A 24,098-nucleotide genomic window follows, 5' to 3' on the forward strand; every position below is an offset into this window, starting at 1 on the left:
AGTTGTCAAGCCGCCGCAGCGCTAGGTGCGGTGGGTTGATATGGCTTGTGGTCGCGCAGCATTGCCCACAGGACGTTGAGGCGTCGTCGGGCAAGGGCAAGCACGGCTTGGGTGTGGCGTTTTCCCTCGGCGCGTTTGCGGTTGTAGTAAGTCCGCGATGCCGGGTCGGTGCGGATGGCGATGTGGGCAGCCAGGTAGCAGGCCCGCAGCAGACGTCGGTTGTAGCGGCGGGGGCGTTTGAGGTTGCCGCTGATGCGTCCGGAGTCGCGCGGGACTGGGGCCAGCCCCGCGACGCCGGCCAGGCGGTCGGGGTTAGCAAAAGCGCTCATGTCCCCGCCGGTGGCGGCCAGGAACTCGGCACCAAGGGTGACGCCGAAGCCGGGCAAACTCAGGATGATTTCGGCGTGGCGGTGGCGGCGAAATCGCTCCTCGATCATCGCTTCGGTGTCGCCGATTTCGGTGTCGAGGGCCATCACCTCCTCGGCCAGCCGGGCCACCAAGGCCGCGGCCACTTGCTGTCCGGGTACGACGGTGCGTTGGGCGTTAGCCGCCTCCATAGCGGCAGCGGCAATGGCATCGGCGTTGCGGGCCTTGCGCTTACGCAGCCAGAGCGCGAGCCGGGCGGCACCGGCGCGACGCAGCCCGTCGGGTGTTTGATACCCAGTGAGCAGGGTCAGCGCGGCCTTGCTGGCGCTGTAGTCGAAGGCACGCTCGAGGGCAGGGAAATATTCGAGCAGCTGGGCGCGCAACCGGTTGAGCGCCCGGGTGCGATCGGCCACCAAATCGGTGCGCCTGGCCGTGAGGATCCGCAAGTCCACAGCGATGTCGTCCCCGGCTCGCAGCGGTTGCAGGTCGCGGCGCATCCGCGCCTGATCGGCGATCACGGCGGCGTCTTTAGCGTCGGTTTTCCCTTCCCCGCGGTAACCGCCCGAGGCATGGTGCACGGTGCGCCCCGGAATATAGAGCAGCCGTTGCTCGGCGGCGATCAGCAAGGTGATCAGCAATGCCGCCCCACCGGCATTCAAATCGATCGCCCAGGTCAGCTCACCACCATCAGCCAGCGTCTGGACCGCGCCGATCAGATCCAGCAGCGCGGATTCGTCATTGGCCACCCGCCGCGACAGCAGCCGCTTCCCGTCGGCATCGATGACCACGCAATAGTGGTCCGATTTCCCACCATCAACCCCAGCCCACAACGGTTGTGCCACAACCACCTCCCTGCTCGCTATCGGTCCGACCAACCCAGCAGACGACCACGCCGTCACGTCCTTACACAGCGATCAAATCGCATCTCTCAATTAGCGGTCGAGTCGTCGCGGGACAACAGGCGGCCAATCTCCTTCGGCCATCAACGATGGCGACCACATGAAAGCCATACCCGCTGCCCCTGGGCGATTCGAAGCCTACGGCCGACGGCAACGAACACCCTGCAAGAAAGGTAAGGATCCGTCATGACCGATACCAGCTTCATCGAAAGCGAAGACCGCCAGGCGCTGCGCAAGGCGGTACGCGAGTGGGCGTCCGGCTACGGTGCCGAGTACTACCTGAAGAAGGCCCGCGCCCAGGAGCACACCACCGAATTATGGTCCGAGGCAGGCAAACTCGGCTTTCTCGGGGTGAACCTGCCGGAGGAGTACGGCGGCGGCGGGGCCGGCATGTATGAGCTCGCGCTGGTCATGGAGGAGATGGCGGCCGCAGGCAGCGCGCTGCTGCTGATGGTGGTCTCACCGGCCATCAACGGCACCATCATCAGCAAGTTCGGCACCGAGGAGCAGAAGAAGCGCTGGGTTCCTGCCATCGCCGACGGCACCCTCACCATGGCCTTCGCGATCACCGAACCCGACGCCGGTTCCAACTCGCACAAGATCACCACCACCGCCCGCCGCGACGGCAGCGACTGGATCCTCAAGGGCCAGAAGGTCTACATCTCCGGCGTCGACCAGGCCCAGGCGGTGCTCGTGGTCGGCCGCACCGAGGAGGCCAAGACCGGCAAGCTCAGGCCGGCGCTGTTCGTGGTGCCCACCGACTCCCCCGGCTTCACCTACACGCCGATCGAGATGGAGCTGATCAGCCCCGAGCGCCAATTCCAGGTGTTCATCGACGACGTGCGGTTGCCGTCGGACGCGCTGGTCGGAGCCGAAGACGCGGCGATCGCACAGCTTTTCGCGGGCTTGAACCCCGAGCGCATCATGGGCGCGGCCAGTGCCGTGGGCATGGGCCGGTTCGCGCTCGACAAGGCCGTCGACTACGTCAAGACCCGCAACGTCTGGGGCGCTCCGATCGGATCGCACCAGGGCCTGGCGCACCCGTTGGCGCAGTGCCACATCGAGGTCGAGCTGGCCAAGCTGATGATGCAGAAGGCGGCGACGCTCTACGACGCCGGCGACGACGGCGGCGCGGCCCAGGCCGCCAACATGGCCAAGTACGCGGCCGGGGAGGCTTCCACCCGGGCCGTCGACCAGGCCGTGCAGTCGATGGGCGGAAACGGGCTGACCAAGGAGTACGGCGTGGCAGCCATGTTGACCGCTTCGAGGCTGGCGCGGATCGCACCGATCAGCCGCGAGATGGTGCTCAACTTCGTCGCGCAGACGTCACTGGGCCTGCCCCGCTCGTACTGATGGACACCCTCGTCGAGTACGCCCGGGACGGCGTGGTTGCCCGGCTGACACTGAACTCGCCGCACAACCGCAATGCACTGTCGACCACGCTGGTCACCCAGTTGCACGAGGGACTGCGGGCCGCCGCGGCGGACCCGGCGGTGCGGGTCGTGGTGCTCGGGCATACCGGCGGCACCTTCTGCGCGGGCGCCGACCTCTCCGAGGCGGGTGGGGGCGACCCCTTCGAGCTGGCCGTGGCCCGGGCGAAGGAGATGACCGCGCTGCTGCGTGCCATCGTCTCCTCCCCGCGGCCGGTGATCGGCGCCATCGACGGCCACGTGCGGGCGGGCGGCTTCGGCCTCGTCGGGGCGTGCGACATGGTGGTGGCCGGGCCGCGCAGCACGTTTGCCCTGACCGAGGCGCGCATCGGCGTCGCGCCGGCCATCATCTCGCTGACATTGCTGCCAAAGCTGTCCGCGCGGGCCGCCGCACGCTATTACCTCACCGGCGAGACATTCGGCGCCAGCGAAGCCGAAGCCATCGGATTGATCACGCTGGCCGCCGACGACGTGGACGCCGCGGTGGCCGGACTAATCGCCGACGTCGGGCGCGGATCACCGCAGGGCCTGGCCGCATCCAAGGCGCTCACCACCGCCGCTGTGCTCGAGGGCTTCGATCGCGACGCAGAGCGGCTCACCGAGGAATCGGCCCGGCTCTTCGTGTCCGAAGAAGCACGCGAAGGCATGCTTGCTTTTCTGCAGAAACGTCCCCCCAGCTGGGTCTCCGACACCGACCGCACGCCCTGACGGGGCTGCTGGGAACCTGTCAAGGTTGCAGTTCAGCCAACTCCTTTTGCAGCAAACCGTGAAAGTCGTAAGCTCGCGGGTGAGATGACCAACCCAGCCCAGCGTGATGTGAAGGCCACGCGTGACGAGACGTCGCGCGCAGAGGACACCGACCGCATCCAGATTGCGCAGTTGCTGGCCTATGCGGCCGAACAGGGCCGCCTCCAGCTCAACGAATACGAAGACCGACTAACCAAGGCTTACGCCGCCACCACCTATCAAGAGTTGGACCAACTGCGGGCCGACCTACCCGGCACGGCGGTCAGCCCCCGGCGCGGCGGCAACTGCAATCCGGCACCCTCCACGCTGCTGCTGGCCATCATGAGCGGTTTCGAGCGCCGCGGCCGATGGAACATCCCGAAGAAGCTGACCACCTTCACGTTCTGGGGCAGCGGCGTCATCGACCTGCGTTATGCGGACTTCACCTCCACCGAGGTCGAGATTCACGCCTACTCCATCATGAGCGCGCAGACGTTCCTGTTGCCGCCCGAAGTCAATGTCGAGATCCACGGCCGCGGCGTGATGGGCAACTTCGACCACGAAGTCGTCGGTGAGGGCACCCGGGGCGCGCCCACCGTAAAGATCAAAGGCTTCTCACTGTGGGGTGGCGTCGGTATCAAGCGCAAGGCGCGGAAGGCTCGCAAGTAGCCAACCCGCGCCCCACGCCGCCTGTGGAAAGCTGAGTCGCCGGCCGCCGATTGCGGTGCCACACTTCGCCCAACGTTCGCATCGGCGGAAGGCGAATTCCAGTGGCACCAAACTTGCGGGCAATTCCTGACGCGCTTTTCAGGGCGAGCATCGAACTGGCCGATCACGGCCAGATCCTTCTCGATCTACAGACGTCCTGTCACCGGGACGTGGATGACGCGCAACGAGGCTGGGTGGGATCGTCGGCCGTGGCGCTGTCGGGACTGCTGGACCGATGGGCGGCAGCCACCGCCGGACAGCTCGCCCGATTCGGTGAGCATGCCGGCAGCCTGCGGGTCGCCGCTGCCGGCTTCAGCGCGATGGAGCGCCATAACGCCGCCACGCTGCGATGACGTTGACCCTGGCCGATATCGAACGCTGGGATCCGGCGGCCATCACCACCGTCTTCGACGCGGCGATCAAACGGGCACACGGGACCCGGACCACATCCGCGGTGGTCACCGAGTTGATGCGGCTGCTGGCATTCGGAGGCGACGCCGCCGACGCGGCACGTGCAGCCACCGGTCAGACCATGCTCGTGCTGGACGACCACGCGGACGCCTGCGCCGCGGTCGCGCATGCCGCCGAACAATCCGCCGAGGAGGTCGGCGCGCTCAAACAGCAGCTGCAGGCGATGCGGGAGGGGGCGCGGCAAAGCCATCTGGTGATCGATGAGGCCGTCGCGATGGCGCTGCCGCCGTCGAACCTGCTCGCCTTCACCGCCGCCCAGCAAGAGGCCATCCTCGATGCGGCGGTGCGGCTGACCGAAGGCCTGCGCCGGTTGTTGGCCGATGCCGAGCGCGCCGACGAAGACCTTGCAGCCGCGATCCGCGGCGCCGAAGGTGACCTCCACGCCGATCGGGTCGAGTCGCAACTCAGCCACCGCCAACCGAGCCCGCCGCAACTGCCGGCCCCGGACGCCGCTCCGGCGGCCGTCGCGACGTGGTGGCATGCCTTGACGCCGTGGCAACAAGACCGGGCCAGGCAGAATTGGCCCGACGCGCTGCGCAACCGGGACGGCATACCGGCCACGGTCCGCAACGAGCTCAATATCCCTGTGCTGCAACGAGAGCTCGACCGGTTGCGGCAGGGCTGGATCGACTCGTACGGCTGGCACACCGACCCCGGCGCATTGGCAGACCTCACCGCGCTGCATGACAGCCTGGCCGAGAATCCGGATGCCGGTCTGCTCTTGCTGGATACCGCAGCCGTCCCGGGAAAGGTGCTCGCGGCCGTCGCGATCGGCGACGTCGACAACGCCGAGCGGATCGGGGTCACCGTCAACGGGCTGACCACGAGGGTGAGCGCGAGCACCGGGAAGATGGTGCGAGAGGCCCGGTTTCAGCGCGACGAGGCGAGACTGCTGCGGAGCCGCGCCGGCGTCGCCCATCCCGACGCGGTGGCCTCGATCGCCTGGCTCGGCTACGACGCCCCGGACAGCCTGCGGGATGTGGGACACGACTGGCTTGCGCGCGACGGCGCCCGCGCCCTGAACAGCTTCTACCGCGGTCTGGCCGCGGCCGGCAACACCGCAGAGCCGGGCATCGCCGCGTTCGGGCACTCCTACGGGTCGGTGACGACCAGTCTGGCTGTGCAGCAAGGTGCGCCGGTCAGCGACGTGGTGTTGTACGGCTCGCCTGGGGCCGAACTCACCGACGCCTCGCAGCTCGGCGTCCCCCGGGGACATGCGTACTACATGGTCGGGACGGATGACATTGTCTCCGAACTGATTCCGGGATTGCGCGCCTTCGGCGCCGCCCCGCAGGAGGTGCCCGGGATGACTGAACTGTCGGCGAACACCGGGTATGCGATGGACGGCCGGTACGGCGACGGTCAATTGCACGAACGCGCTTACGGGCACTCGGAGTACGCCGAGCCGGGCAGCAACGGGAACCTCCGGATGAGTGCCTACAACCTCGCGGTTGTGCTGGCCGGTCTCCCGAAAGACCTCATCACGCCTGTCGTGGCCGGCATGAACAGGCGACCCGGCTAGTGGTCGCGCACTAGCGGCGGCGGCGGCGCGACTTCAGGTAGTCGCCCACGACCGCGGCACCCAGGCCGTCGAGATCGGGCACCACCACCCGCCCCTCGACCCGGCGGGCGATCTTGTCGAGGAACCGGGCCAGGCCGGGGTCTCTGCCCAGCCGGAAGATGGTGATCTGCGCGCCCAGCCGGGCCATGTCGTCGAATCCCTTGACGGTGAAGGAAATCGTGCGCGGGTTCGGCGGGTAGTCGAAGAAGACCGACGTGCCGTCTCCGTAGTCCTCCAGATGCGCGGTGGGCTCCCCGTCGGTCACCACCAGCACGACGGGCTGGGCGTTGGGATGCCGGCGCAGGTGACGGCCCGCCAGCGCGAGCGCGTGGTGCAGGTTGGTGCCCTGCTCGTAGACGCCCTCCAATCCGGTCAGCTCGGCGGCCGACACGGTGCGCGCGTAGCGGCCAAAGGCGATGATCTGCAAGGCATCTGACCGGAACCGGGTGCTTACCAGGTGGTTGAGCGCCAGCGCCGTCCGTTTCATCGGCAGCCACCGGTTCTCCATCACCATCGAGAACGACGTGTCCACCAGCAGCGCGACCGCAGCCTGCGTGCGCATCTCGGTCTCGGAGACCTCCACGTCGTCGACCGTGATGCTCAGTTGCCCATCCAGCGTGCGGGTACCCGATTGCCGCAGTACGGCATTGGTGAGGGTGCGGGAAATGTTCCAGGGCTCGGTGTCGCCGAACTGCCACGGCCTCGTCGCGCCAGTCAACTCGCCCGCCGCACCGGCCCGACGGTGGTCACGTTCGCCGTGGCGTCCCGAAAGTTGTTGTGCGACATCGCGTAATGCCGTCTCGCCGAGCCGGCGCATGGCTTTGGGAGACAGTCGCCACTGACCGTCGGACCCGCGGTCGAGAAAACCCTGATTGAGCAGCGCCCGTTCGAGTTCGGCCAGCGTCCTGGCATCGACGGCGGCGTCGTCACCGAGTTGCCGGGCCAACGCGTCGAGGTCGACGTCATCCATGGTCGCGCCCGGGTATGCCTGCGACAGCTGCTCGGCCAGCTGCTCCAACTCCCCGATGTCGGCCAGCGCCTGCGTACCCTCGCCCATGCCCATGGGATTGTCGCCGGAGAATTGCTGATCCCCGGTCCAATCCTCGCCCGGCCGGGCCGCCTGCAGGTGCGCGTCCAGACGATTCAGGGCGTTCATCAGCGACGGGGACCCAAAGGCCTGCTGCGCCAGGGCATCCAGCTCGTCGCGCTGCTCCTGGCTCAGGCTGTTGCGGAACCGCTGGGCCGCCGCGGCCCGTTTGGCCAGCGAATCCAGCAGCTCCTCGACGTTGCGCGGGTTCTCCGGGAAGAACTCGCCGTGCTTGTTCATGAAGTCCTGAAAGTCCTGCTGGGTGTCTTCACCGCGAGAGTGCTTGTCCAGCAGGTCGTTCAGGTCGTCGAGCATCTCGTTGACCCGCTGGCGGTCCTCGTCGGTGGCGCCTTCCAACGCCTGCTTCATACCCGCGAACCGCTGGTCGAGCATCTCGCGGCCGAGCAGATCCTTGATCTGTTCGTACTTCTGCCGGGCCTCGGGGCTGCGCCACTGATATTCGGACAACTCCTGCACGGCCTTGGCCGGCGACGGCGGCAACGACTCCAGCTGCAGCTCGGAAAAGCGGGCGTCGTCGTCGAGGGCACGGGCCAGTTCCTTGCGCTCGGCCAGCACCGCCTCGTCGAGCAGCTTCTTGATCTCCTGCAGGGTGCCGTCCAAGTTGTTGCGGCGCAGCAGATCCCGTCGCTTGCGGTTGGCCTCGGCGGCCAGCCGGTCGGCACCGCGCATGTTCTCGGAGCCGCGGCGCAACAACTCCGACAGGGCCCGCCGCGGTGAGGTGCCCGCCATGACGTCCTGCCCGATCTGTTCGAGCGCCTCACGCAGATCCACCGGCGGAGCCAGCGGATCGGGCCCGCCGGTGTACGCCGAGTAGCGCTGCGAGTGAGACCTACCCATAAACCGTCTGCCCCTCCCCGGATACCTTGTCGACCCGCTTGGCCAGATACAACGCTTCCAGCGCCAGTTCCAGTGCCGCCGCGCGCTCCCCTTCGGACTCGGCACCCAGTTTGGCCGCGATCTTGTCCACCACCGGCAGACCGGGCACCGCGGCCAGCACATCCTTGGCCGACACCCGCTCCCCCGTCGTGACCGCGGATCCCCTCTCGACCGCCGAGACCAGCGTGCCGACGTCGATGCCGCCAAGCACCCGAGATGCGGTGTCGGCGGTGGCGCGGCGCAGCAGGTGCTCGAGTACGGCCTGCTCGCGGCCTTCCTCGCCGGATTCGAACTCCAGCTTTCCGCGCAGCACGTCGATGATCGTGCCCAGGTCGACTACGCGGGCCACCGGGTCGGTCTCCCCGAGGATCGCGCCGCGGTGCCGGGCCGCGGCCGCGACCGTCTCGGCCGCCGCGATCGCGAACCGTGCCGACACCCCGGAGCGCTGGTCGACGGAGCTCGACTCACGCAGGTAGCGGGCGAACCGCGCGATCACCTGCAGCAGATAGTCGGGCACCTGCGCGCTCAGGTGCGCTTCCTGGGCGATGACGCCGACTTCGGCCGCCAACTCCAGCGGGTAGTGGGTGCGGATCTCGGCGCCGAACCGGTCCTTGAGCGGGGTGATGATGCGCCCGCGGTTGGTGTAGTCCTCGGGGTTGGCACTGGCCACCACCAGGACGTCCAGCGGCAGCCGCAGCGTGTAGCCACGGACCTGGATGTCGCGCTCCTCCATGACGTTGAGCATCGAGACCTGGATCCGCTCGGCCAGGTCGGGAAGCTCATTGACGGCGACGATGCCGCGGTGTGCGCGCGGAATCAGGCCATAGGCAATGGTTTCCGGGTCGCCCAGGCTGCGCCCTTCGGCGACCTTGATCGGGTCGATGTCACCGACCAGGTCGGCGACGCTGGTATCGGGAGTGGCCAGCTTCTCGGTGTAGCGCTCGCTGCGGTGCTTCCAGGCCACCGGCAGGTCGTCCTGCAACTGGGCCGCGCGGCGGATCCACTCGGGTGTGATCGGCGTGTACGGATGTTCGCCCAGCTCGGATCCGTCGATCACCGGAGTCCACTCGTCGAGCAGGCCCGTCAGCGCCCGCAGCAGCCGGGTCTTACCCTGGCCGCGTTCCCCCAGCAGCACGAAGTCGTGGCCGGCGATCAGTGCCCGCTCCAGTTGCGGGATCACGGTGTCGTCAAACCCCAGGATGCCGGGCCATACCTCGTCGCCGTCCGCCAAAGCGGTCAGCAGATTTTCGCGGATCTCCTGCTTGACCCCCCGCTCACGGTGACCGGAGGCCCGCAGCTCGCCAAGGGTTCGGGGCAGATTGCTCGGTGAAGTCACCTCTCCAAGCTACGACGCCAGCTCTCGTTGTGCCGACGAGAGTGACTTTCCCGGCCCACATTCCCGGCGTGTCGGTCGCGGATTTCACTCTCGGCGCAAGCGTAAGCGGCTGAGCGCGGGCGGGCAGATCGCCTGGTGGCGAGAATCTGCGAGCACGATCAGAGCCTGCGGATGATGCCTATGCCTCCCCCGGGCGCAATGATCGGTATTCCATTCGGGACGATCTGCGCGAGGTTGCTCTTGAATTCGTTGACCACGGGTGCGTTCACGGCTTTATTGATCTCGTCAACGATGTGTTGGACGTCGCGAACAAACCCCGCACCCAAGGCATCCTCGCGTCTTCTGATCTCGCCGCCCAATTTCTCATCGGCTTTTCTCAGGCGATTGACGGCCTTGGGAAGGCGCTTGAACAATGTCATGAGGTTACGCAGGACTGCCGCACCGCCGGTGAACTTGCCCGCGGCCGGCAATGCCGCCGCGGCTTGGGATGCCCCAGCGTGATAGCCGATCATCGCGTCGACATCTCGCGCCCACATTTCTTCGTATACGGACTCCGTTGCCGCAATCGCGGGCGCATTCTGGCCGAACAAGTTGGACATGACCAACTGCACAAAGCCATCGCGGTTGGCCGCGATGGCTGCGGGATGCACCACCGACGCCTGTGCCGTCTCGAATACGCCCGCCATCACCCGGGCCTGCTGACCGGCCGTCGCGGCATGCTCGGCCGCGGCGTTCAGAAACAACGCGTACGGGGCCGCCGCCGCCGCCATCACCTGAGAGGCCGCACCCTGCCACGCCTGACTGGTCAAGCCTGACGTCACCGACGAGAATGACGACGCCGCAGCACCCAATTCGGCGGCTAAACCGTCCCATGCCGACGCGGCACCCAGCATCGGGGCCGAGCCAGCGCCGATGTGCATCAACATCGAGTTGATTTCCGGCGGCAACATCAAAAAGCTCATCGGGAGTCCTTCTACGCGCGTCCGTCACAATGCGTCGCGAACAACCCGGGCGTTCGCAGATCCCGACGCGTACACATTAGAGCGGTCGCAGCGGACCCAGCAGCGTTTTGGCGGGACTCCCCTGATTCGGGAGGGTGCCGCAGACCAGCCGCACCTGCACCTGGGAGGCCTCAGTGCGCGAAGTGCCGTGCACCAGTGAGGTATAACGTGACACCGGCCTTGGCCGCGGCCGCGGTGACTTCGTCGTCGCGTACCGAACCGCCCGGGTGCACGACGGCTTTGACGCCCGCGGCCGTCAGCGTCTCCAGTCCGTCCGGAAACGGGAAGAACGCATCGGACGCGCCGACGGCGCCCTTGACGCGGTCGCCGCCGCGTTCCACCGCGAGCCGCGCGGCGTCGACGCGGTTGACCTGCCCCATGCCGACACCGATGGTGGCGCCACCCGCGACGATGACGATCGCGTTGGACTTCACCGCGCGGCAGGCCCGCCAGGCGAACACCAGGTCGGTGAGGGTGGCGGGGTCGGCGGGTTCGCCGGTGGCCAGCGTCCAGTTGTTCGGGTCGTCGCCGGCGGCGTCGAGCTGGTCACGTTGCTGGATCAGCAGGCCGCCGCTGATCGGGCGCAGCTCGTGGCCGCCCTCGAGCGGCTCGGAGGCGAGCAGTACCCGGATGTTCTTCTTGCGTGTCAGCACCTCGAGGGCGCCCGGCTCGTACGCCGGCGCCACGATGACCTCGGTGAAGATGGTGCTGACATACTCCGCCATCTCGACGCTGACTTCGGTGTTGGCGGCGATCACGCCGCCGAAGGCGCTCAGCGGGTCGCAGTCGTGGGCCTTGCGGTGCGCGTCGGCGACCGAGACGTCGGAGATCGCGATGCCGCACGGATTGGCGTGCTTGATGATCGCCACGCACGTCTGCTGGTGGTCGAAGGCCGCCCGCCAGGCCGCATCCGCATCGGTGAAGTTGTTGTAGGACATCTCTTTTCCGTGCAGCTGCTCAGCCTGCGCCAGACCCGGCCAGGCGCCGGGATCGAGGTAGAGGGCGGCCTGCTGATGCGGGTTCTCGCCGTAGCGCAAAGTCGCCTGGCGGCGCCAATTCTTGGCGAAGAAGTGCGGGAATTCCTGCGCGGGCTCCTCCGGGGCCAGGGTGGACTGCATCCAGGTCGCCACGGCGATGTCGTATTCGGCGGTGTGCTGAAAAGCCAACGACGCCAGCTTCTTCCGCTCGGCGAGGGTGAATCCGCCGTGCCGCACCGCGGCCAGCACGCCGTCGTATCCACGGGGGTCGGTGACGACGGCGACGCTGGGATGGTTCTTGGCGGCGGCGCGCACCATCGACGGCCCGCCGATGTCGATCTGCTCGACACACTCGTCGGGGCTGGCGCCGGACTCGACGGTCTGGGTGAACGGGTAGAGGTTGACGACGACGAGTTCGAAGGCGGCGACGCCGAGCTTCTCGAGCGACTCGCGGTGCTCGGGTTTGCGCAGATCGGCGAGCAGACCGGCGTGCACCTTGGGGTGCAGGGTCTTGACGCGCCCGTCGAGCACCTCGGGAAATCCGGTGAGCTCCTCGACGCGGGTGACCGGAATCGCTTTGTCCGCAATGGTCTTGGCGGTCGAACCGGTCGAGACGATCTCGACCCCGGCGGCGGTCAGGCCCTGCGCGAGTTCGACCAGTCCGGTCTTGTCGTACACGCTGATCAGTGCGCGACGGATCGGCTTCTTGTCGATGTTCATCCCAGGGTCGCCTTTCGCTCGGTGACCGTCACGCCGCGGGTCGCGATCGCGGCCACCACATCCACCAGGAGTTGGCGTTCCACGACCTTGATGCGTTCATGCAAGGTCTCTTCATTGTCGCCGTCGCGCACGTCGACGGGCTGCTGCGCCAGTATCGGACCAGTGTCCACGCCGGCGTCCACCAGGTGCACCGTACAGCCGGTGACTTTGACGCCGTAGGCCAGCGCGTCGCGAACGCCGTGCGCACCGGGAAAGGCGGGCAGTAGCGCCGGGTGGGTGTTCAGGATGCGGCCGTTGAACCGCGAAAGAAATTGCGGGCCAAGGATTCTCATGAATCCCGCGGACACCACCAGGTCGGGGTGGTGGGCGGCGGTGGCCTCGGTGATGGCGGCGTCCCAGTCATCGCGGGTGGGGTGCTCGCCGACACGGACAGCGAAGGCCGGGATCTGGGCGTCAGCGGCGATCTGGGTGGCCCGGCAGTCGCGATCGACGCCGACGGCCACCACGCGCGCGGGATAGTCGCCCCGGGCCGCGTCCAGCAGGGAGTTGAGCAGCGATCCGGTTCCCGACGCCAGCACCACCAGCCGCGCCGGTGCACTCGGGGGTACACGGAGCGGTTCCTGCACACGGAGAGCCTAGTCGGTCCCCCGGCATCGAGATGTCGCCCACGGCTGTTCCGCCGCGCTCATCGCAACCCTCGCCGCACCCTCGACGCGCACGCGCACGGGAACTAGTCGTCTTCAGTCGGGTGGCGCGGCTGCTCGGCTTGCTCGTCGGGCATCGGGGGCTCCTCGACGTCCTCAAACTCGTCGTCGTCGAAGGCGTCCGTCAACGGCTCTTCTGCGGCGACCGGCTCCGGTGCGACAGCAGGTTTGACCCGCCGCCGCCGCGGGCGCCGCCGAATGCCTCCCGTCATCACCACGGTGACGCCCCCCACCACGGTGAACCAGAACAGCACGCCGAGGAACATGGCCCCGTGGTCGACACCGACGTCGCCGAAGTTGCCCAGTTTGCCGCCCCCGCCATAGCCGAGCAGCGTCATCGTCAGCGCCGCCACCAGAGCCGCGACCAGCAGTTTGGCCAGCGCGGGGATCAGGGGCAACGCACGACGGGCGCACTGCTGTCCGACCGCGACACCGGCGGCCGCGCCGATGATCAGCAGCGCAACCCACACCGGCCCCAGCGGCGGGGTCGGCGCTGCGGCCAGGATCGGCAGGGCCGGCACGTCGCCGCCGAAAACCGTGAACGAGCTGAATGTCGCGAACCCGATGTGGGCGCTGGAACCCACCGCCACGGCCGCGGCACCGACGATCACATTCGGCGCATAGAGCACCGACAGCGCGGTGAGGTTGAACTGTCCCCAGATGGAGTCGGTGATCCCGTACAGGTCCTGCATGGTCGACCAGTGCACGACCAGCGACCCGGCCGTCACCATGCCGGAAAGCCCGAGCAGGGCGAGAACGCCCGCGGCAGCGGCTCGTAACGAGTCGCCCAGCCAGTTCGGCAGGACAGAAGCGGCCAGCGCCCGTCGCCCCGCTCGTGACCAGACCCCGATCGCGGCCCCGATGGCATGCACCACCAGCACACTGGTGAAAGCGCGCAAGGCACTGGGGGTCTGCAACTCGGTCAGCACCGACGACGCGTCGTGAATCACCGCCAGCGCAATCGCGGCGATCACCAACGGACCGCCCAACGCCGACGCGATGACCCATCGAATCACCAGCCACGAGGAGTACGGCGAAGTTGCGCGCGCCGTCGTCCGTGCGGTGCCCCACACCATCAACAGGACCGGCAATAGTGGCATGACGCCCAGTTCCCGGCCGCCGATCGAGATGGGAACCTGGTGCACGCCCAGCCACATGCTGGCGATGGCGCCCAGGGCGCCGGTCATGTCGCTGTTGGCGATCAACAGCTGCAACAGCGTGACGGCCGCGATGACGACCAGCGCCACGACAGCGGGCGCGAAAGCGACCCTCACCAGGTCGCGCGCTTGGCGGGCGCCCGTTTCTCCGTTTCTTGCCGACACCCTTGTCACTCTTGGTGGGTCACTCTTGGTGGGTCACTCTTGGTGGGTCACTCTTCGCGCACGAGCCTGACTAGGCGCGCGGGCGCGCGGTTAGACCGGCGCCGAACCAGGGGACGCCTGCTGACCCTGACCGTAGGACGACTGCTGGCCACCACCGGCGTTGTTGCCGTAGTTGACCGGGGCAGAACCACCCTGCGATCCGGTGCCTGCACTGACCGGCGGAGGCGGGCTGAAACTCGGGAAGCCGGTGGGCGGGGTGTGTGTCTGCCCTTGCTGCTGGGGCACCTGCTGCGTGGGCTGCGCCTGAAAACCACCGGACTGCGGGTTGGGGTTCGACGAGTAACCACCGCCGTACTGCGAGCCGTATCCCGACGACTGACCCGGATTCTGCGCGGGCTGCTGTGCACCCGGCTGACCGTAGTACCCGCCCGGCTGGCCCCCGTATTGGCCGTACTGTCCGTACTGTCCGTAGCCGCCGCCGAACGGGTCGTACTTGGGACGCGGCGCCGGCGCGGTGATCACGCCCGACTCCAGCAGCAACGCGCCGACCGCGGCCACCGCCTGGAACACGATGCAGAACAACACGACCCACAGCGCCCAGCCGGTGGAGAACGAGCTCGGCTTGTTGAACGTCCCGCTGATGATCAGCAGCACCCCCAAAATCGAAAGCACCGCGACAATAGGCACGTAACTCTTGGCCTTCGGCAACAGCCCGAGGCCCGCCAGCATCCCTGCAACCAAGGCGACGGCGACCGATAAGCCGGTGTCACCGGAGACGTCAATGCCGGACCCGCCCATGTCCGAGGTGTAGCTGAACATCGGGCCGAAGCTGAAGAAGTAGGCCAGCAGGCCGAAGGCCGAGACCGCGATGGCCAGGTACACCCCGAGCTTGCTTTCGCCGGGCTCAGCCTGGGGGGCGGCCGGGGCGGCGCCGCTGCCATAGGAGCCGGCGGGCTGCTGCGCGGATGGATATCCGGGACTACCGGGCTGGTAGGTCATGAGTCCTCCTGTTGCTTCCGGTGCCGTCACGGCCCCTCTACTGCGGAGCGACGCGGTGCCGCGTGCGACGCATTCGATCAACCACGCTAGCGCACCTCGGCGAAGTAATGCCCGTCGCCGCAGGGGGCCGCGTGCGGCCAAAAGTAGAACACGTTCTAAATTGGGGCATGGACTACGGCCTCGTTCTGTTCACCAGCGATCGCGGCATTTCCCCGGCGGCCGCCGCGAAACTCGCCGACACACATGGTTTTCACACGTTCTACGTGCCCGAACACACCCACATACCGATCAAGCGGGAGGCGGCGCACCCCACCACCGGTGACGAGTCGCTGCCCGACGACCGATACATGCGCACGCTGGATCCCTGGGTGAGCCTCGGGGCGGCGTGTGCGGTGACGTCGCGGGTGCGCTTGTCCACGGCGGTGGCGTTGCCGGTCGAGCACGACCCGATCACCCTGGCGAAGAGCATCGCGACGCTCGACCACATGTCCGGCGGGCGCGTCAGTCTGGGTGTCGGTTTCGGCTGGAACACAGACGAACTGGCCGATCACAACGTGCCGCCCGGACGTCGTCGCACCATGCTGCGCGAGTACCTCGAGGCGATGCGCGCGCTATGGACCCAGGAAGAGGCGGAATACGACGGCGAGTTCGTCAAGTTCGGCCCGAGCTGGGCGTGGCCCAAGCCCGTGCAGGCGCACATTCCCGTCCTGGTGGGCGCCGCGGGCAACGAGAAGAACTTCAAGTGGATCGCGCGCAGCGCTGACGGCTGGATCACCACTCCACGGGACTTCGACATCGACGAGCCGGTGAAGTTGTTGCAGGACGTCTGGGCCGCGGCCGGCCGTGACGGCGCCCCGCAGATCGTGGCGCTGGACTTCAAGCCGGACGGCGAGAAGCTGGCGCGCTGGGCCGACCTCGGTGTCACCGAGGTGCTGTTCGGGCTGCCCGACAGCGACGAGGACAAGGTGGCCGGCTACGTCGAGCGACTGGCCGGCAAACTGGCGTCGTTCGCTTAGCGGCACCCGGCCGTTCAAGTACGGCTGGCCATGCCCTTGCACCGAAACTGACACCAGGGCGACGGTCCCCGGCGTGTCGCGTACCTGGCTGCAGTGTCGCGCATGCCGTTCGGAGTCAAGCCAGCGTGCAGCGGTTCCCGTATTCGAACGAGCGCACAAGCACCTGTTGTCCGAGCGGGTCTCCGTCGGTCAACAGGGACACCAGCTCGTCGTCCTCGGTGGTGGCCAGGAAACGGCTGTCGTCGGCGGTGAGCCGGCCGATGATGATGCCGGTCGGGCGGCCGTTATCGCGGCGCACGGTGTACGTCTCGATGGTCGCCGGCCCGTCCGGGGTCTCGGTGACCGGCACGGCGGGCCCGTTGTCGACCTGCTCCTGCAATTGCGCGCTGCGATCGGGTTGCCATGGCGCCGCAGCGGTGGAGTACACCCCCACCGAGTACTTGCTCTGAATGCCGCCGTTTGCCCCGACCAGCCCGAATTGCCCAGGGGCGCTTCGCATTCGGTGAACTGTCTCGGCGACGCCGTGCATCGAGTAATTGTTGCCCGCGCCGCCGAAGAACGGCAGTCCACCGGTCAGGGTCAGGCCGCGCGGGTCGTCGGGGGCGATACCCAACCCGTCGCAGATGTTGAACACCGCGATGGGGAAGCAGCTGTAGAGGTCGAAAGTGGCGACGTCGTCGACACCGATGCCGGCCAGATCGAGCGCTTCCCGGACGGCCGCGACCGCCGATGGGGCGTGACCTAGATCCGGACGTTGCAGGAACGCTGGCGCCTCCAGGCCGGCGTGGCCGCGCAGAAACACCCACTTGTCCTCGGGAACGCCCAACCGGCGCGCGGCCCCGACCGACATCAGCAGGGCGGCGGCGCCCTGGTTCACCTGATCGCGGGCCACCAGCAACCGCGGATAAGGCTCGGCGATCATCCGGTTGCTCTCGGTCACGGTGACCAGTTCGTCGACCGTCCGCGCCACCGGCGCAGCGGAATAGGGGTTACCCGCGGCAACCACGCTGAACGGAGCGAACAGCTCGGCCATCTGCCGCAGGTACTCGGCCGGCCCGAGGCCGGTCGCCGCGCGTCGGGCGTTCTCCATCAGGGCGTACTGAGTCGGCGCATCCACCAAGCCGTGGATCACCGTGTAGCGCGAGATGTACTTCTCGATACCGGGTCCGCGGTCTTCGAGGTCACCGTCGACGGTCTCGCTGAAGTCCGGCTTGTCGTCGCGGCCCGCGAAGTACCGCAGGGTCGACGTGGCGTCTGAGCCGAAGACCAGCGCGACCTCCGAGCGCCCCGCGGCGATTTCTCCGCACAGTTCGGTGATCAGCTGCTGGGGCCCCTGCCCGCCGACACTCTCCAAGATCGCGCGACGCGGTTCGGCGCCGATGCGCTTGGCGACCGAGCGCGGGTAGTTGTTGGACCGCCCGAGCGGCGCATTGGCCGTGGGCCCCGAGATCTCGAACTGCCGTAGCGCGGCGATGGTGTCGACCTCGGCGGCCACCGCGGTCGCACCGCAGTCGTCCAGCGCCGCCTGGGCCGCCGCAGCGGCCAGTTCAACGGGTGACATGGCCCGGTAACCGGGGTCGTCGATGCGCTCGGCGGCCTGCCCGACGCCCACCACCACCGGCGTTCGCGGATCAAGATTCATAGTCTTACTATCTACCGGATCTGCCGTCCGGCCCGCTCGGCGGGTCCTGCGAAACCAGGCTCGCCCGCAGCGCGACCGCGATACGCTGAGCACCTCCCGAAGTCGCCCCTACCAGGGACGCTGACCCCATATCGGGGAGGTGACCTCATGTCATTCGTCACCACGACGCCGGACCTCGTCACCGCAGCCGCCGCTGATCTGGCCAACATCGGCTCGGCCATCACAGAAGCCAACGCTCTGGCTCTGACGCCGACGTCGACCGTGCTGGCCGCCGGTGCGGACGAAGTCTCAGCGGCGATCGCCGCCTTGTTCGGCGTGCACGCCCAGGCGTACCAGTTGCTGAGCGCCCAGGCGGCGGCGTTCCACAACCAGTTCGTCGCGCTCATGGGCGCAGGGGCGGCGCAGTACACCGCGGCCGAGGCGGCAGCCGCCTCGCCGCTGCAACTCGTCGAGCAACAGATACTCGGCGTGATCAATGCGCCGACCCAAGCGCTGCTGGGCCGACCGCTGATCGGCAACGGCGCCAACGCGGCACCGGCGAGCGGGGCCAACGGCGGCGACGGCGGCCTGCTGTGGGGCAACGGCGGCGCCGGTGGAAGCGGCTCGGCGTTGCGCAGCGGCGGGAACGGCGGCGCCGCCGGGCTGTTCGGCACCGGCGGAGCGGGCGGCAACGGCGGAGACGGCGGGAACGGCGGGAATGGCGGGGCGGGTGGGCTGATTTTCGGTGCGGGCGGTGCCGGCGGCGTGGGCGGCGGGTCCGCGCTCGGCGGTCAGCCCGGCGGCGTGGGCGGTGCCGGCGGAGCGGCCGGACTGTTCGGCATCGGCGGCGCCGGCGGCACAGGCGGGACGGGCCAGGTTGCTATCGGAGGCATCGGGGGCACCGGCGGCGCGGGCGGCGCCGGTGGCATGTTGTTCGGCGCGGGTGGCAGCGGAGGCGCCGGCGGAAGCGGTGGCGTCGTCGTAGGACCCGCCGGCGCCGGTGGCGCGGGCGGCAATGCCGGTCTCACCGGTTTCGGGGGCGCGGGCGGGGCCGGTGGCTTCGGCCTCGTCGGCAACGGCGGGGCGGGCGGTAACGGCGGCAACGGCGGCACCCTGCTGGGCATCGGGGGTCACGGCGGCGACGGCGGCTCTACCCCGATCGCGAGCGCCGGCCTCCGCGCCGGCAACGGCGGCGCGGGCGGCAGCGGCGGTTTCGTCATCGGCATGGGCGGCGCCGGTGGAGCCGGCGGCATCAGCGACGCCGGCGGAACGGGCGGGAACGGCGGCGCCGGCGCCTTCTTGTCCGGCTCGGGTGGAGCCGGCGGCGGCGGCGGTTTCGGCACCACCTTTGGGGGAGCCGGCGGCAACGGCGGTGACGGCGGCACCCTCACCGGCGACGGCGGCGACGGTGGTGCCGGCGGCCGGAAAGCCGCCCCCGCGGGTGTCTTCGGAGCGGGGGGCACGGGTGGTTCGGCCAAGGTAATCGGCAACGGGGGCAACGGCGGCAACGCCGGTGGCACCGGCGGTGTGGTCGGACAGGGCGGCACGGCAGGGCTGCTCCTCGGCGCCGACGGCCTGCCCGGCCGGAACTGAACGCGGCCGCCCAGCCTCGTTGCGCCCAGCCTCGTTGCGCGAGCAGTCGCAAAATCGCACCTTTCCGCCCGGCGGTTTCTAGGAGTCGTTGCAACACTGCTGGTTAGTTGGCCAGTAGTAGATCACGCAGGCGCTCGGCTGGGGTATCCCAGTCGAGTGTTTTGCGTGGGCGTCCGTTGAGTTGCTGGGCGACGTGTTCGAGGTCTTCGGGGCCATAGACACTTAGGTCGGTTCCCTTGGGGAAGTATTGGCGCAAAAGGCCGTTGGTGTTCTCGTTGGTGCCGCGCTGCCAGGGGCTGGCGGGATCGCAGAAGTAGACGGCCATGTCGGTGGCCATGGAGAACTGTTTATGTCCTGCCATTTCCGATCCCTGATCCCAGGTCAGTGAGCCGCGCAGATGAGCTGGCAGCGATGCGATCGTGGCGATCAGGCCATCACGGACGGCTTCGGCGTGGTGGCCGTTGGGTAGAGGCACCAGAAGTGTGTAACGGGTGGCGCGTTCGACCAGGGTGGCGATCGCGGTCTTGTTGGCTTGTCCCATGATCAAGTCGCCTTCCCAGTGCCCAGGTACCGCGCGGTCGGCGATTTCGGCGGGGCGATCACTGATCATGATCATCGGATCGATAAACCGTTGGGTGCGCTGATCAGGGCGGCGACGGGGTTTGCGTATTGTGCGTCCACTGCGAAGTGCCTGTGTGAGTTCACGTTTGAGGCCACCTCGGGCTTGAAAGTACAGGGCCTGGTAGATCGTTTCCGTGCTCACCCGCATGCTTTCATCGTCGGGGAAGTCCTTGACCAGGCGGTAAGAGATCTCTTCGGGAGACCACCGTTGGGACAGCCCCTGCTCCACCGCCTGGCGCAGCTTCTGGTTGATCACCAGTTTGGCTGCTTTAGGCCGGCTCCGAGCGGCGTGGGCGGCCCGATCAGCGTGATAGGGCAGATACACCCCCTGCACACTGCGCGCGGCGACCTCACGCGAGACCGTTGACTTGTGCTTGCCGATCCGGGCGCCGATCGCGGTCAAGGTCCATCCGTTGACCAACCCGTCGGCGATGGCCAACCGATCCGATAACGACAGGTAGCGCTCACTGATCGCCGCCACGGCCACTTTGTCGGTGTTCACCACCTGTGTGTAGCGCCCGGCGGCGCGGTACTGGATGACCGTGCCGTCTCGGCGCACCCGCGTGTCGGCGACCCGCACGATACCGTCGCGCCAATTCCGGGCCGTGCCTACGTGGACCCCGACCTCGCGCGCCGCCCGGCCGACCGACCAGCCCTGCTCAAGCAACTCAAAGAACCGGGCCCGGGCCACCGGCTTACCGAACGGCCGCCGCTGCTGGCTGACCAAGCCAAGCTCCACCAGCATCCGCCGGGCAGTACTGTGCGACACACCGACCGCCTTCGCCGCCGCATTGACTGAACCCGTAGCCTCGAAGACCGCCACGACCCGGCTGATATCCACACCACTAACATCCGGGCGCGGGGAACCCACGGGCCGGCCCAAGGCCGCCAAAATCGCATACCCATGACCCCGCGAGACACCCAACTGGGCGGCGGCCTCCTTCACGGGCACACCGGCATCCACCAACTTTGCTAACAAATCACCAAGCCGAACACAGTCCTTGGAAAACGACACGGTCGCCGCAACCTCTCAAATCGAGAGTGTTGCGACGACCGCGTGAACCCGCCCCCGCGTGTCATGCGAGTTTGCGTCTGCCCGGAACAGGGCCTGGACTTGCTGTGAGCGCGTAGGATTGAGCATCCCTGCAGTTGGGGAGGTGGCCATATGTCATTCGTCACCACGGCGCCCGGAATGGTCGCGGCCGCCGCGTCAGATCTCGCGTCCATCGAAGCGGCCGTCAGCCGGGCCAACATCGCCGCCCTGACACCGACGGCGAACGTCCTGGCTGCCGGCGCCGACGAGGTCTCGGCGGCCGTCGCCACCCTGTTCGCCCAATATGGACTGGGTTACCGAGCGCTGAGCGAGCAGGCGGCCGCTTTTCACAGTCAGTTCGTTCAACTCCTCAACACGACTGCAGGGCAGTACGCCCTCGCCGAGGCGGCCGCCGCGACGCCGCTGCAGACCCTCGAGCAGCAGATACTCGACGTGATCAACGCGCCGACCCAGTTGTTACTGGGACGTCCCCTGATCGGCAACGGCGCGAATGGGGCTCCGGGCGCTGACGGCCAGGCCGGCGGGCTGTTGATCGGCAATGGCGGCGCCGGCGGCGCGGGCACCGCGGCTCATCCCGCCGGTGGGAACGGCGGAGCCGCAGGGCTATTCGGCAATGGCGGCGCCGGGGGGCCCGGCAGGGTCAACTCCAACAGCGCTCCCGGCGGCAACGGCGGCGCCGGGGGGCTGCTGATCGGCAACGGCGGAGCCGGGGGCACCGGCGGGTCGGGCATCGGCGGCATCGGTGGGACCGGCGGTGCCGCTGGGTGGCTGTTCGGGACCGGCGGCACCGGCGGCGCCGGCGGCACGTCGGTGACGGACGCCGTGGGCGGGACGGGCGGTTCCGGTGGTGCCGGCGGTTTGTTCGGCACGGGCGGCGCCGGTGGCCGCGGCGGCGGTTCGCCGGCCGGGTTGGGCAAAGGCGGCAGCGGCGGAGCGGGCGGCGCGGGCGGCGCCGGCGGGATCGTGTTCGGCGCCGGCGGGGCTGGCGGGGCGGGCGGTGACGGCACCGTCGGTACCGGTGGCACCGGCGGCGTCGGCGGCGTCGGCGGCTTCCTCAACGGGGCCGGCGGCGCGGGCGGCACGGGCGGATTCGGTCCCGCCGGCGGGGCCGGCGGCGCGGGTGGGGCGGGCGGCACGCTGTCCGGCTCGGGCGGAGCCGGCGGCCTCGGCGGTTTCGGCGGCGCCAACGCCGGCGGTGCCGGCGGAGCAGGTGGCGACGCGGGACTGCTGTTCGGCGACGGCGGGGCCGGGGGCTCGGGAGCGCCGAGTGCCGGCGCCGCCGGCGGAAACGGCGGCAACGGCGGACGAGCCGCACTCCTGATCGGGTTCGGCGGAGCCGGCGGTAACGGGGGCACCGGGCCGACCAACGGGACCGGCGGCCAAGGCGGCGACGGCGGTCAAGTCATCGGCGTGCCCGGCGCCCGCGGCCTCCCCTAACTGGCGCGAACAAAACGCAAATGCAGTAGTCCGGTACTCAATCCGGGCCACGGCCACCCAACGATGCTGGCGATCACGATCGTGACTTCTTCTCGTGGAGGTGCCGGATGTCTTTCGTGATCGTGGGACCTGATTCGTTAGCCGCGGCGGCTTCGGATCTGGGCAACATCGGCGCGGTGATCAGCGATGCCAATGCGGCGGCGTTCGCCCCGACGACGGGAGTTCTCGCCGCCGGAGCGGACGAGGTGTCGGCGGCCGTCGCGGCGTTGTTCGGGCTACACGCGCAGGCCTATCAAGCGCTGAGCGCTCAGGCCGCCGCCTTTCACGACCAGTTCGTGGCACTGATGAGTGCCGGTGCGGGGCAGTATGTCGCTGCCGAGGCTGCGGCCGCCTCGCCGTTGCAGTCTGTCTGGGAGCAACTACTGGGAGCGGTCAACACGCCCACGCAGCTGCTGCTGGGTCGCCCCTTGATCGGCAACGGCGCCAACGCCGCTCCGGGCAGCGGCGCCAAGGGCGGCGATGGCGGGCTCCTGTTCGGCAGCGGCGGGTCGGGTGGGTCCGGCGGAGTGGCCAACCCGAACGGCGGTGCCGGTGGGGCAGCCGGGCTATTCGGCAACGGCGGCGCCGGCGGACGCGGCGCGGTGGGCGGCAACGGCGGGACCGGAGGCCTGCTCTTCGGCACTGGCGGAAACGGCGGTGCCGGCACTCTCACGGCCGGAAACGGAGGCGCGGCAGGACTGTTCGGCAACGGCGGCGTCGGCGGTCCCATCGGAATATCGACCGACGGCACAGCCGGGAAAGGCGGCACCGGCGGCGCCGGCGGAATGATCTTCGGTTCCGGCGGAGCAGGAGGTGCCGGCGGTTCGTCCTTCTCGACCGCTGCACAAGGGGTGGGCGGCATGGGCGGAACCGGCGGAGCTGCGGGTCTGTTCGGATTCGGCGGCGCCGGTGGCACCGGCGGGTTCGGGCCACACGCGGGCGGCACCGGCGGAGCGGGTGGCGCGGGTGGAACCCTCCTGGGCGTCGGCGGCACCGGGGGAATCGGCGGCGCCAGCGCCACCGGCGGCGCCGACCCGCAAGGTACCGGTGGCGTCGGCGGCATGGGCGGCAGTGGAGGGTTCGTCTACGGGACCGGTGGCGCCGGTGGGACGGGCGGATTCGGCTGGTTCGGGGGGAGCGGCGGTGCCGGCGGCTCCGGTGCTGTGATCGCCGGCGACGGCGGTGACGGCGCGGTAGGCGGATTCGGTTACTTCCGTGGTGGCAATGGCGGTGCCGGCGGTCACGCCGGAGCCCTCATCGGCTCCGGCGGCGTTGGCGGGGCCGGCGAAAGGTCTTCTGTCATTGGTCCGTTCAACTCCGGCGGTGGCGCTGGCGGCGACGGAGGTGATGCGGGCTTGTTCGGCAACGGCGGCAACGGGGGTAACGGGGGGTTTGTCACCTCGCCGGCCTTCGGCGGCGCCGGCGGCGCCGGCGGGACGGGCGGCCCGCTGTTCGGCGCCAACGGCCTGCCCGGGCTGCACGGCTGAGGGTGCGGGCAGTCGCAAAAGCCCCT

At 68.8% G+C, this 24,098-nt stretch carries 17 protein-coding genes and 2 pseudogenes; 9 read left to right on the forward strand and 10 right to left on the reverse strand.

What is annotated here, in order from left to right:
- Window positions 1–5: 5 nt before the first annotated feature.
- Window positions 6–1,214, reverse strand: a complete 1,209-nt coding sequence (locus tag QXH22_RS23845; protein WP_371934179.1) for an IS110 family transposase — start codon at window positions 1,212–1,214, stop codon at window positions 6–8.
- A 237-nt stretch (window positions 1,215–1,451) separates the two neighbouring features.
- Here QXH22_RS23845 and QXH22_RS23850 point away from each other — a divergent pair, with 237 nt between their 5' ends.
- The 5 genes from QXH22_RS23850 to QXH22_RS23870 all read left to right on the forward strand — a co-directional run bounded on the left by QXH22_RS23850 (window position 1,452) and on the right by QXH22_RS23870 (window position 6,122).
- Entirely contained in the window at window positions 1,452–2,618 is a 1,167-nt protein-coding gene (locus QXH22_RS23850) for an acyl-CoA dehydrogenase family protein (RefSeq protein ID WP_306245871.1), read from the forward strand.
- Window positions 2,618–3,403: an enoyl-CoA hydratase family protein gene (locus QXH22_RS23855; protein ID WP_306277206.1), complete on the forward strand. Its 786-nt coding sequence runs from the start codon at window positions 2,618–2,620 to the stop codon at window positions 3,401–3,403. The genes QXH22_RS23850 and QXH22_RS23855 overlap by 1 nt, the downstream gene beginning before the upstream one ends.
- Window positions 3,404–3,487: 84 nt before the next feature.
- A complete protein-coding gene (locus QXH22_RS23860; protein ID WP_306245875.1) occupies window positions 3,488–4,090 on the forward strand; it encodes a DUF1707 domain-containing protein in 603 nt (200 codons plus the stop codon).
- Between the two features lie 101 nt (window positions 4,091–4,191).
- Window positions 4,192–4,482 (forward strand): WXG100 family type VII secretion target, encoded by a 291-nt coding sequence (locus tag QXH22_RS23865; RefSeq protein ID WP_306245877.1) that lies wholly within the window; start codon window positions 4,192–4,194, stop codon window positions 4,480–4,482.
- On the forward strand, window positions 4,479–6,122 hold the full coding sequence (locus QXH22_RS23870; protein ID WP_306277207.1) for an alpha/beta hydrolase: 1,644 nt from the start codon (window positions 4,479–4,481) through the stop codon (window positions 6,120–6,122). The genes QXH22_RS23865 and QXH22_RS23870 overlap by 4 nt, the downstream gene beginning before the upstream one ends.
- Window positions 6,123–6,132: 10 nt before the next feature.
- Here the strand turns inward: QXH22_RS23870 and QXH22_RS23875 are convergent, their stop codons facing one another.
- From QXH22_RS23875 to QXH22_RS23905, 7 genes and pseudogenes are all read right to left on the reverse strand, one after another.
- Window positions 6,133–8,106: a VWA domain-containing protein gene (locus QXH22_RS23875; RefSeq protein WP_306277208.1), complete on the reverse strand. Its 1,974-nt coding sequence runs from the start codon at window positions 8,104–8,106 to the stop codon at window positions 6,133–6,135.
- A complete protein-coding gene (locus QXH22_RS23880) occupies window positions 8,099–9,481 on the reverse strand; it encodes an ATP-binding protein (protein WP_306245882.1) in 1,383 nt (460 codons plus the stop codon). Before QXH22_RS23880 ends, QXH22_RS23875 begins: the two co-directional genes overlap by 8 nt.
- A 473-nt stretch (window positions 9,482–9,954) precedes the next feature.
- Window positions 9,955–10,443 (reverse strand): annotated as a pseudogene (locus tag QXH22_RS23885) (PPE family protein); the annotation flags it as partial.
- Window positions 10,444–10,613: 170 nt separating this feature from the next.
- Window positions 10,614–12,179: a bifunctional phosphoribosylaminoimidazolecarboxamide formyltransferase/IMP cyclohydrolase gene (gene purH, locus QXH22_RS23890; protein ID WP_306277209.1), complete on the reverse strand. Its 1,566-nt coding sequence runs from the start codon at window positions 12,177–12,179 to the stop codon at window positions 10,614–10,616.
- Window positions 12,176–12,805, reverse strand: coding sequence for a phosphoribosylglycinamide formyltransferase (gene purN / locus QXH22_RS23895; RefSeq protein WP_306245886.1), 630 nt, complete (start codon window positions 12,803–12,805; stop codon window positions 12,176–12,178). The genes purH and purN overlap by 4 nt, the downstream gene beginning before the upstream one ends.
- A 104-nt stretch (window positions 12,806–12,909) precedes the next feature.
- Complete coding sequence (locus tag QXH22_RS23900) at window positions 12,910–14,214, reverse strand: DUF6350 family protein (RefSeq protein WP_371934302.1); 1,305 nt, start codon at window positions 14,212–14,214, stop codon at window positions 12,910–12,912.
- Between the two features lie 81 nt (window positions 14,215–14,295).
- Window positions 14,296–15,204 (reverse strand): DUF5336 domain-containing protein, encoded by a 909-nt coding sequence (locus tag QXH22_RS23905; RefSeq protein ID WP_306245888.1) that lies wholly within the window; start codon window positions 15,202–15,204, stop codon window positions 14,296–14,298.
- 167 nt (window positions 15,205–15,371) lie between these two features.
- On the opposite strand from QXH22_RS23905, the gene QXH22_RS23910 reads away from it, so the two are divergent.
- Window positions 15,372–16,220: an LLM class F420-dependent oxidoreductase gene (locus QXH22_RS23910; RefSeq protein ID WP_306245890.1), complete on the forward strand. Its 849-nt coding sequence runs from the start codon at window positions 15,372–15,374 to the stop codon at window positions 16,218–16,220.
- Window positions 16,221–16,335: 115 nt separating this feature from the next.
- On the opposite strand, the gene QXH22_RS23915 is transcribed toward QXH22_RS23910, so the two are convergent.
- On the reverse strand, window positions 16,336–17,862 hold the full coding sequence (locus tag QXH22_RS23915; RefSeq protein ID WP_306277210.1) for an acetyl-CoA acetyltransferase: 1,527 nt from the start codon (window positions 17,860–17,862) through the stop codon (window positions 16,336–16,338).
- Between the two features lie 147 nt (window positions 17,863–18,009).
- On the opposite strand from QXH22_RS23915, the gene QXH22_RS23920 reads away from it, so the two are divergent.
- Window positions 18,010–19,434: a PE family protein gene (locus QXH22_RS23920; protein ID WP_306277211.1), complete on the forward strand. Its 1,425-nt coding sequence runs from the start codon at window positions 18,010–18,012 to the stop codon at window positions 19,432–19,434.
- A 103-nt stretch (window positions 19,435–19,537) separates the two neighbouring features.
- On the opposite strand, the gene QXH22_RS23925 is transcribed toward QXH22_RS23920, so the two are convergent.
- A complete protein-coding gene (locus QXH22_RS23925) occupies window positions 19,538–20,800 on the reverse strand; it encodes an IS30 family transposase (protein ID WP_371934313.1) in 1,263 nt (420 codons plus the stop codon).
- A 420-nt stretch (window positions 20,801–21,220) separates the two neighbouring features.
- On the opposite strand from QXH22_RS23925, the gene QXH22_RS23930 reads away from it, so the two are divergent.
- Window positions 21,221–22,546: a PE family protein gene (locus QXH22_RS23930; RefSeq protein WP_306277213.1), complete on the forward strand. Its 1,326-nt coding sequence runs from the start codon at window positions 21,221–21,223 to the stop codon at window positions 22,544–22,546.
- Between the two features lie 107 nt (window positions 22,547–22,653).
- Window positions 22,654–24,069, forward strand: a pseudogene (locus tag QXH22_RS23935) (PE family protein); the annotation flags it as partial.
- Window positions 24,070–24,098: the final 29 nt, after the last annotated feature.

The organism is Mycobacterium sp. TY814, from assembly GCF_030755175.1.
Taxonomy (GTDB): domain Bacteria; phylum Actinomycetota; class Actinomycetes; order Mycobacteriales; family Mycobacteriaceae; genus Mycobacterium.

What these genes read in the sequence shown, in the direction of transcription:
- QXH22_RS23855 (WP_306277206.1), top strand. Translation starts at nt 2,618, where the DNA reads ATGGACACCCTCGTCGAGTACGCCCGGGACGGCGTGGTTGCCCGGCTG.
- QXH22_RS23905 (WP_306245888.1), bottom strand. Translation starts at nt 15,204, where the DNA reads ATGACCTACCAGCCCGGTAGTCCCGGATATCCATCCGCGCAGCAGCCC.
- QXH22_RS23870 (WP_306277207.1), top strand. Translation starts at nt 4,479, where the DNA reads ATGACGTTGACCCTGGCCGATATCGAACGCTGGGATCCGGCGGCCATC.
- QXH22_RS23930 (WP_306277213.1), top strand. Translation starts at nt 21,221, where the DNA reads ATGTCATTCGTCACCACGGCGCCCGGAATGGTCGCGGCCGCCGCGTCA.
- QXH22_RS23850 (WP_306245871.1), top strand. Translation starts at nt 1,452, where the DNA reads ATGACCGATACCAGCTTCATCGAAAGCGAAGACCGCCAGGCGCTGCGC.
- purH (WP_306277209.1), bottom strand. Translation starts at nt 12,179, where the DNA reads ATGAACATCGACAAGAAGCCGATCCGTCGCGCACTGATCAGCGTGTAC.
- QXH22_RS23920 (WP_306277211.1), top strand. Translation starts at nt 18,010, where the DNA reads ATGTCATTCGTCACCACGACGCCGGACCTCGTCACCGCAGCCGCCGCT.
- QXH22_RS23925 (WP_371934313.1), bottom strand. Translation starts at nt 20,800, where the DNA reads ATGCTGGTGGAGCTTGGCTTGGTCAGCCAGCAGCGGCGGCCGTTCGGT.
- QXH22_RS23875 (WP_306277208.1), bottom strand. Translation starts at nt 8,106, where the DNA reads ATGGGTAGGTCTCACTCGCAGCGCTACTCGGCGTACACCGGCGGGCCC.
- QXH22_RS23860 (WP_306245875.1), top strand. Translation starts at nt 3,488, where the DNA reads ATGACCAACCCAGCCCAGCGTGATGTGAAGGCCACGCGTGACGAGACG.
- QXH22_RS23915 (WP_306277210.1), bottom strand. Translation starts at nt 17,862, where the DNA reads ATGAATCTTGATCCGCGAACGCCGGTGGTGGTGGGCGTCGGGCAGGCC.
- QXH22_RS23910 (WP_306245890.1), top strand. Translation starts at nt 15,372, where the DNA reads ATGGACTACGGCCTCGTTCTGTTCACCAGCGATCGCGGCATTTCCCCG.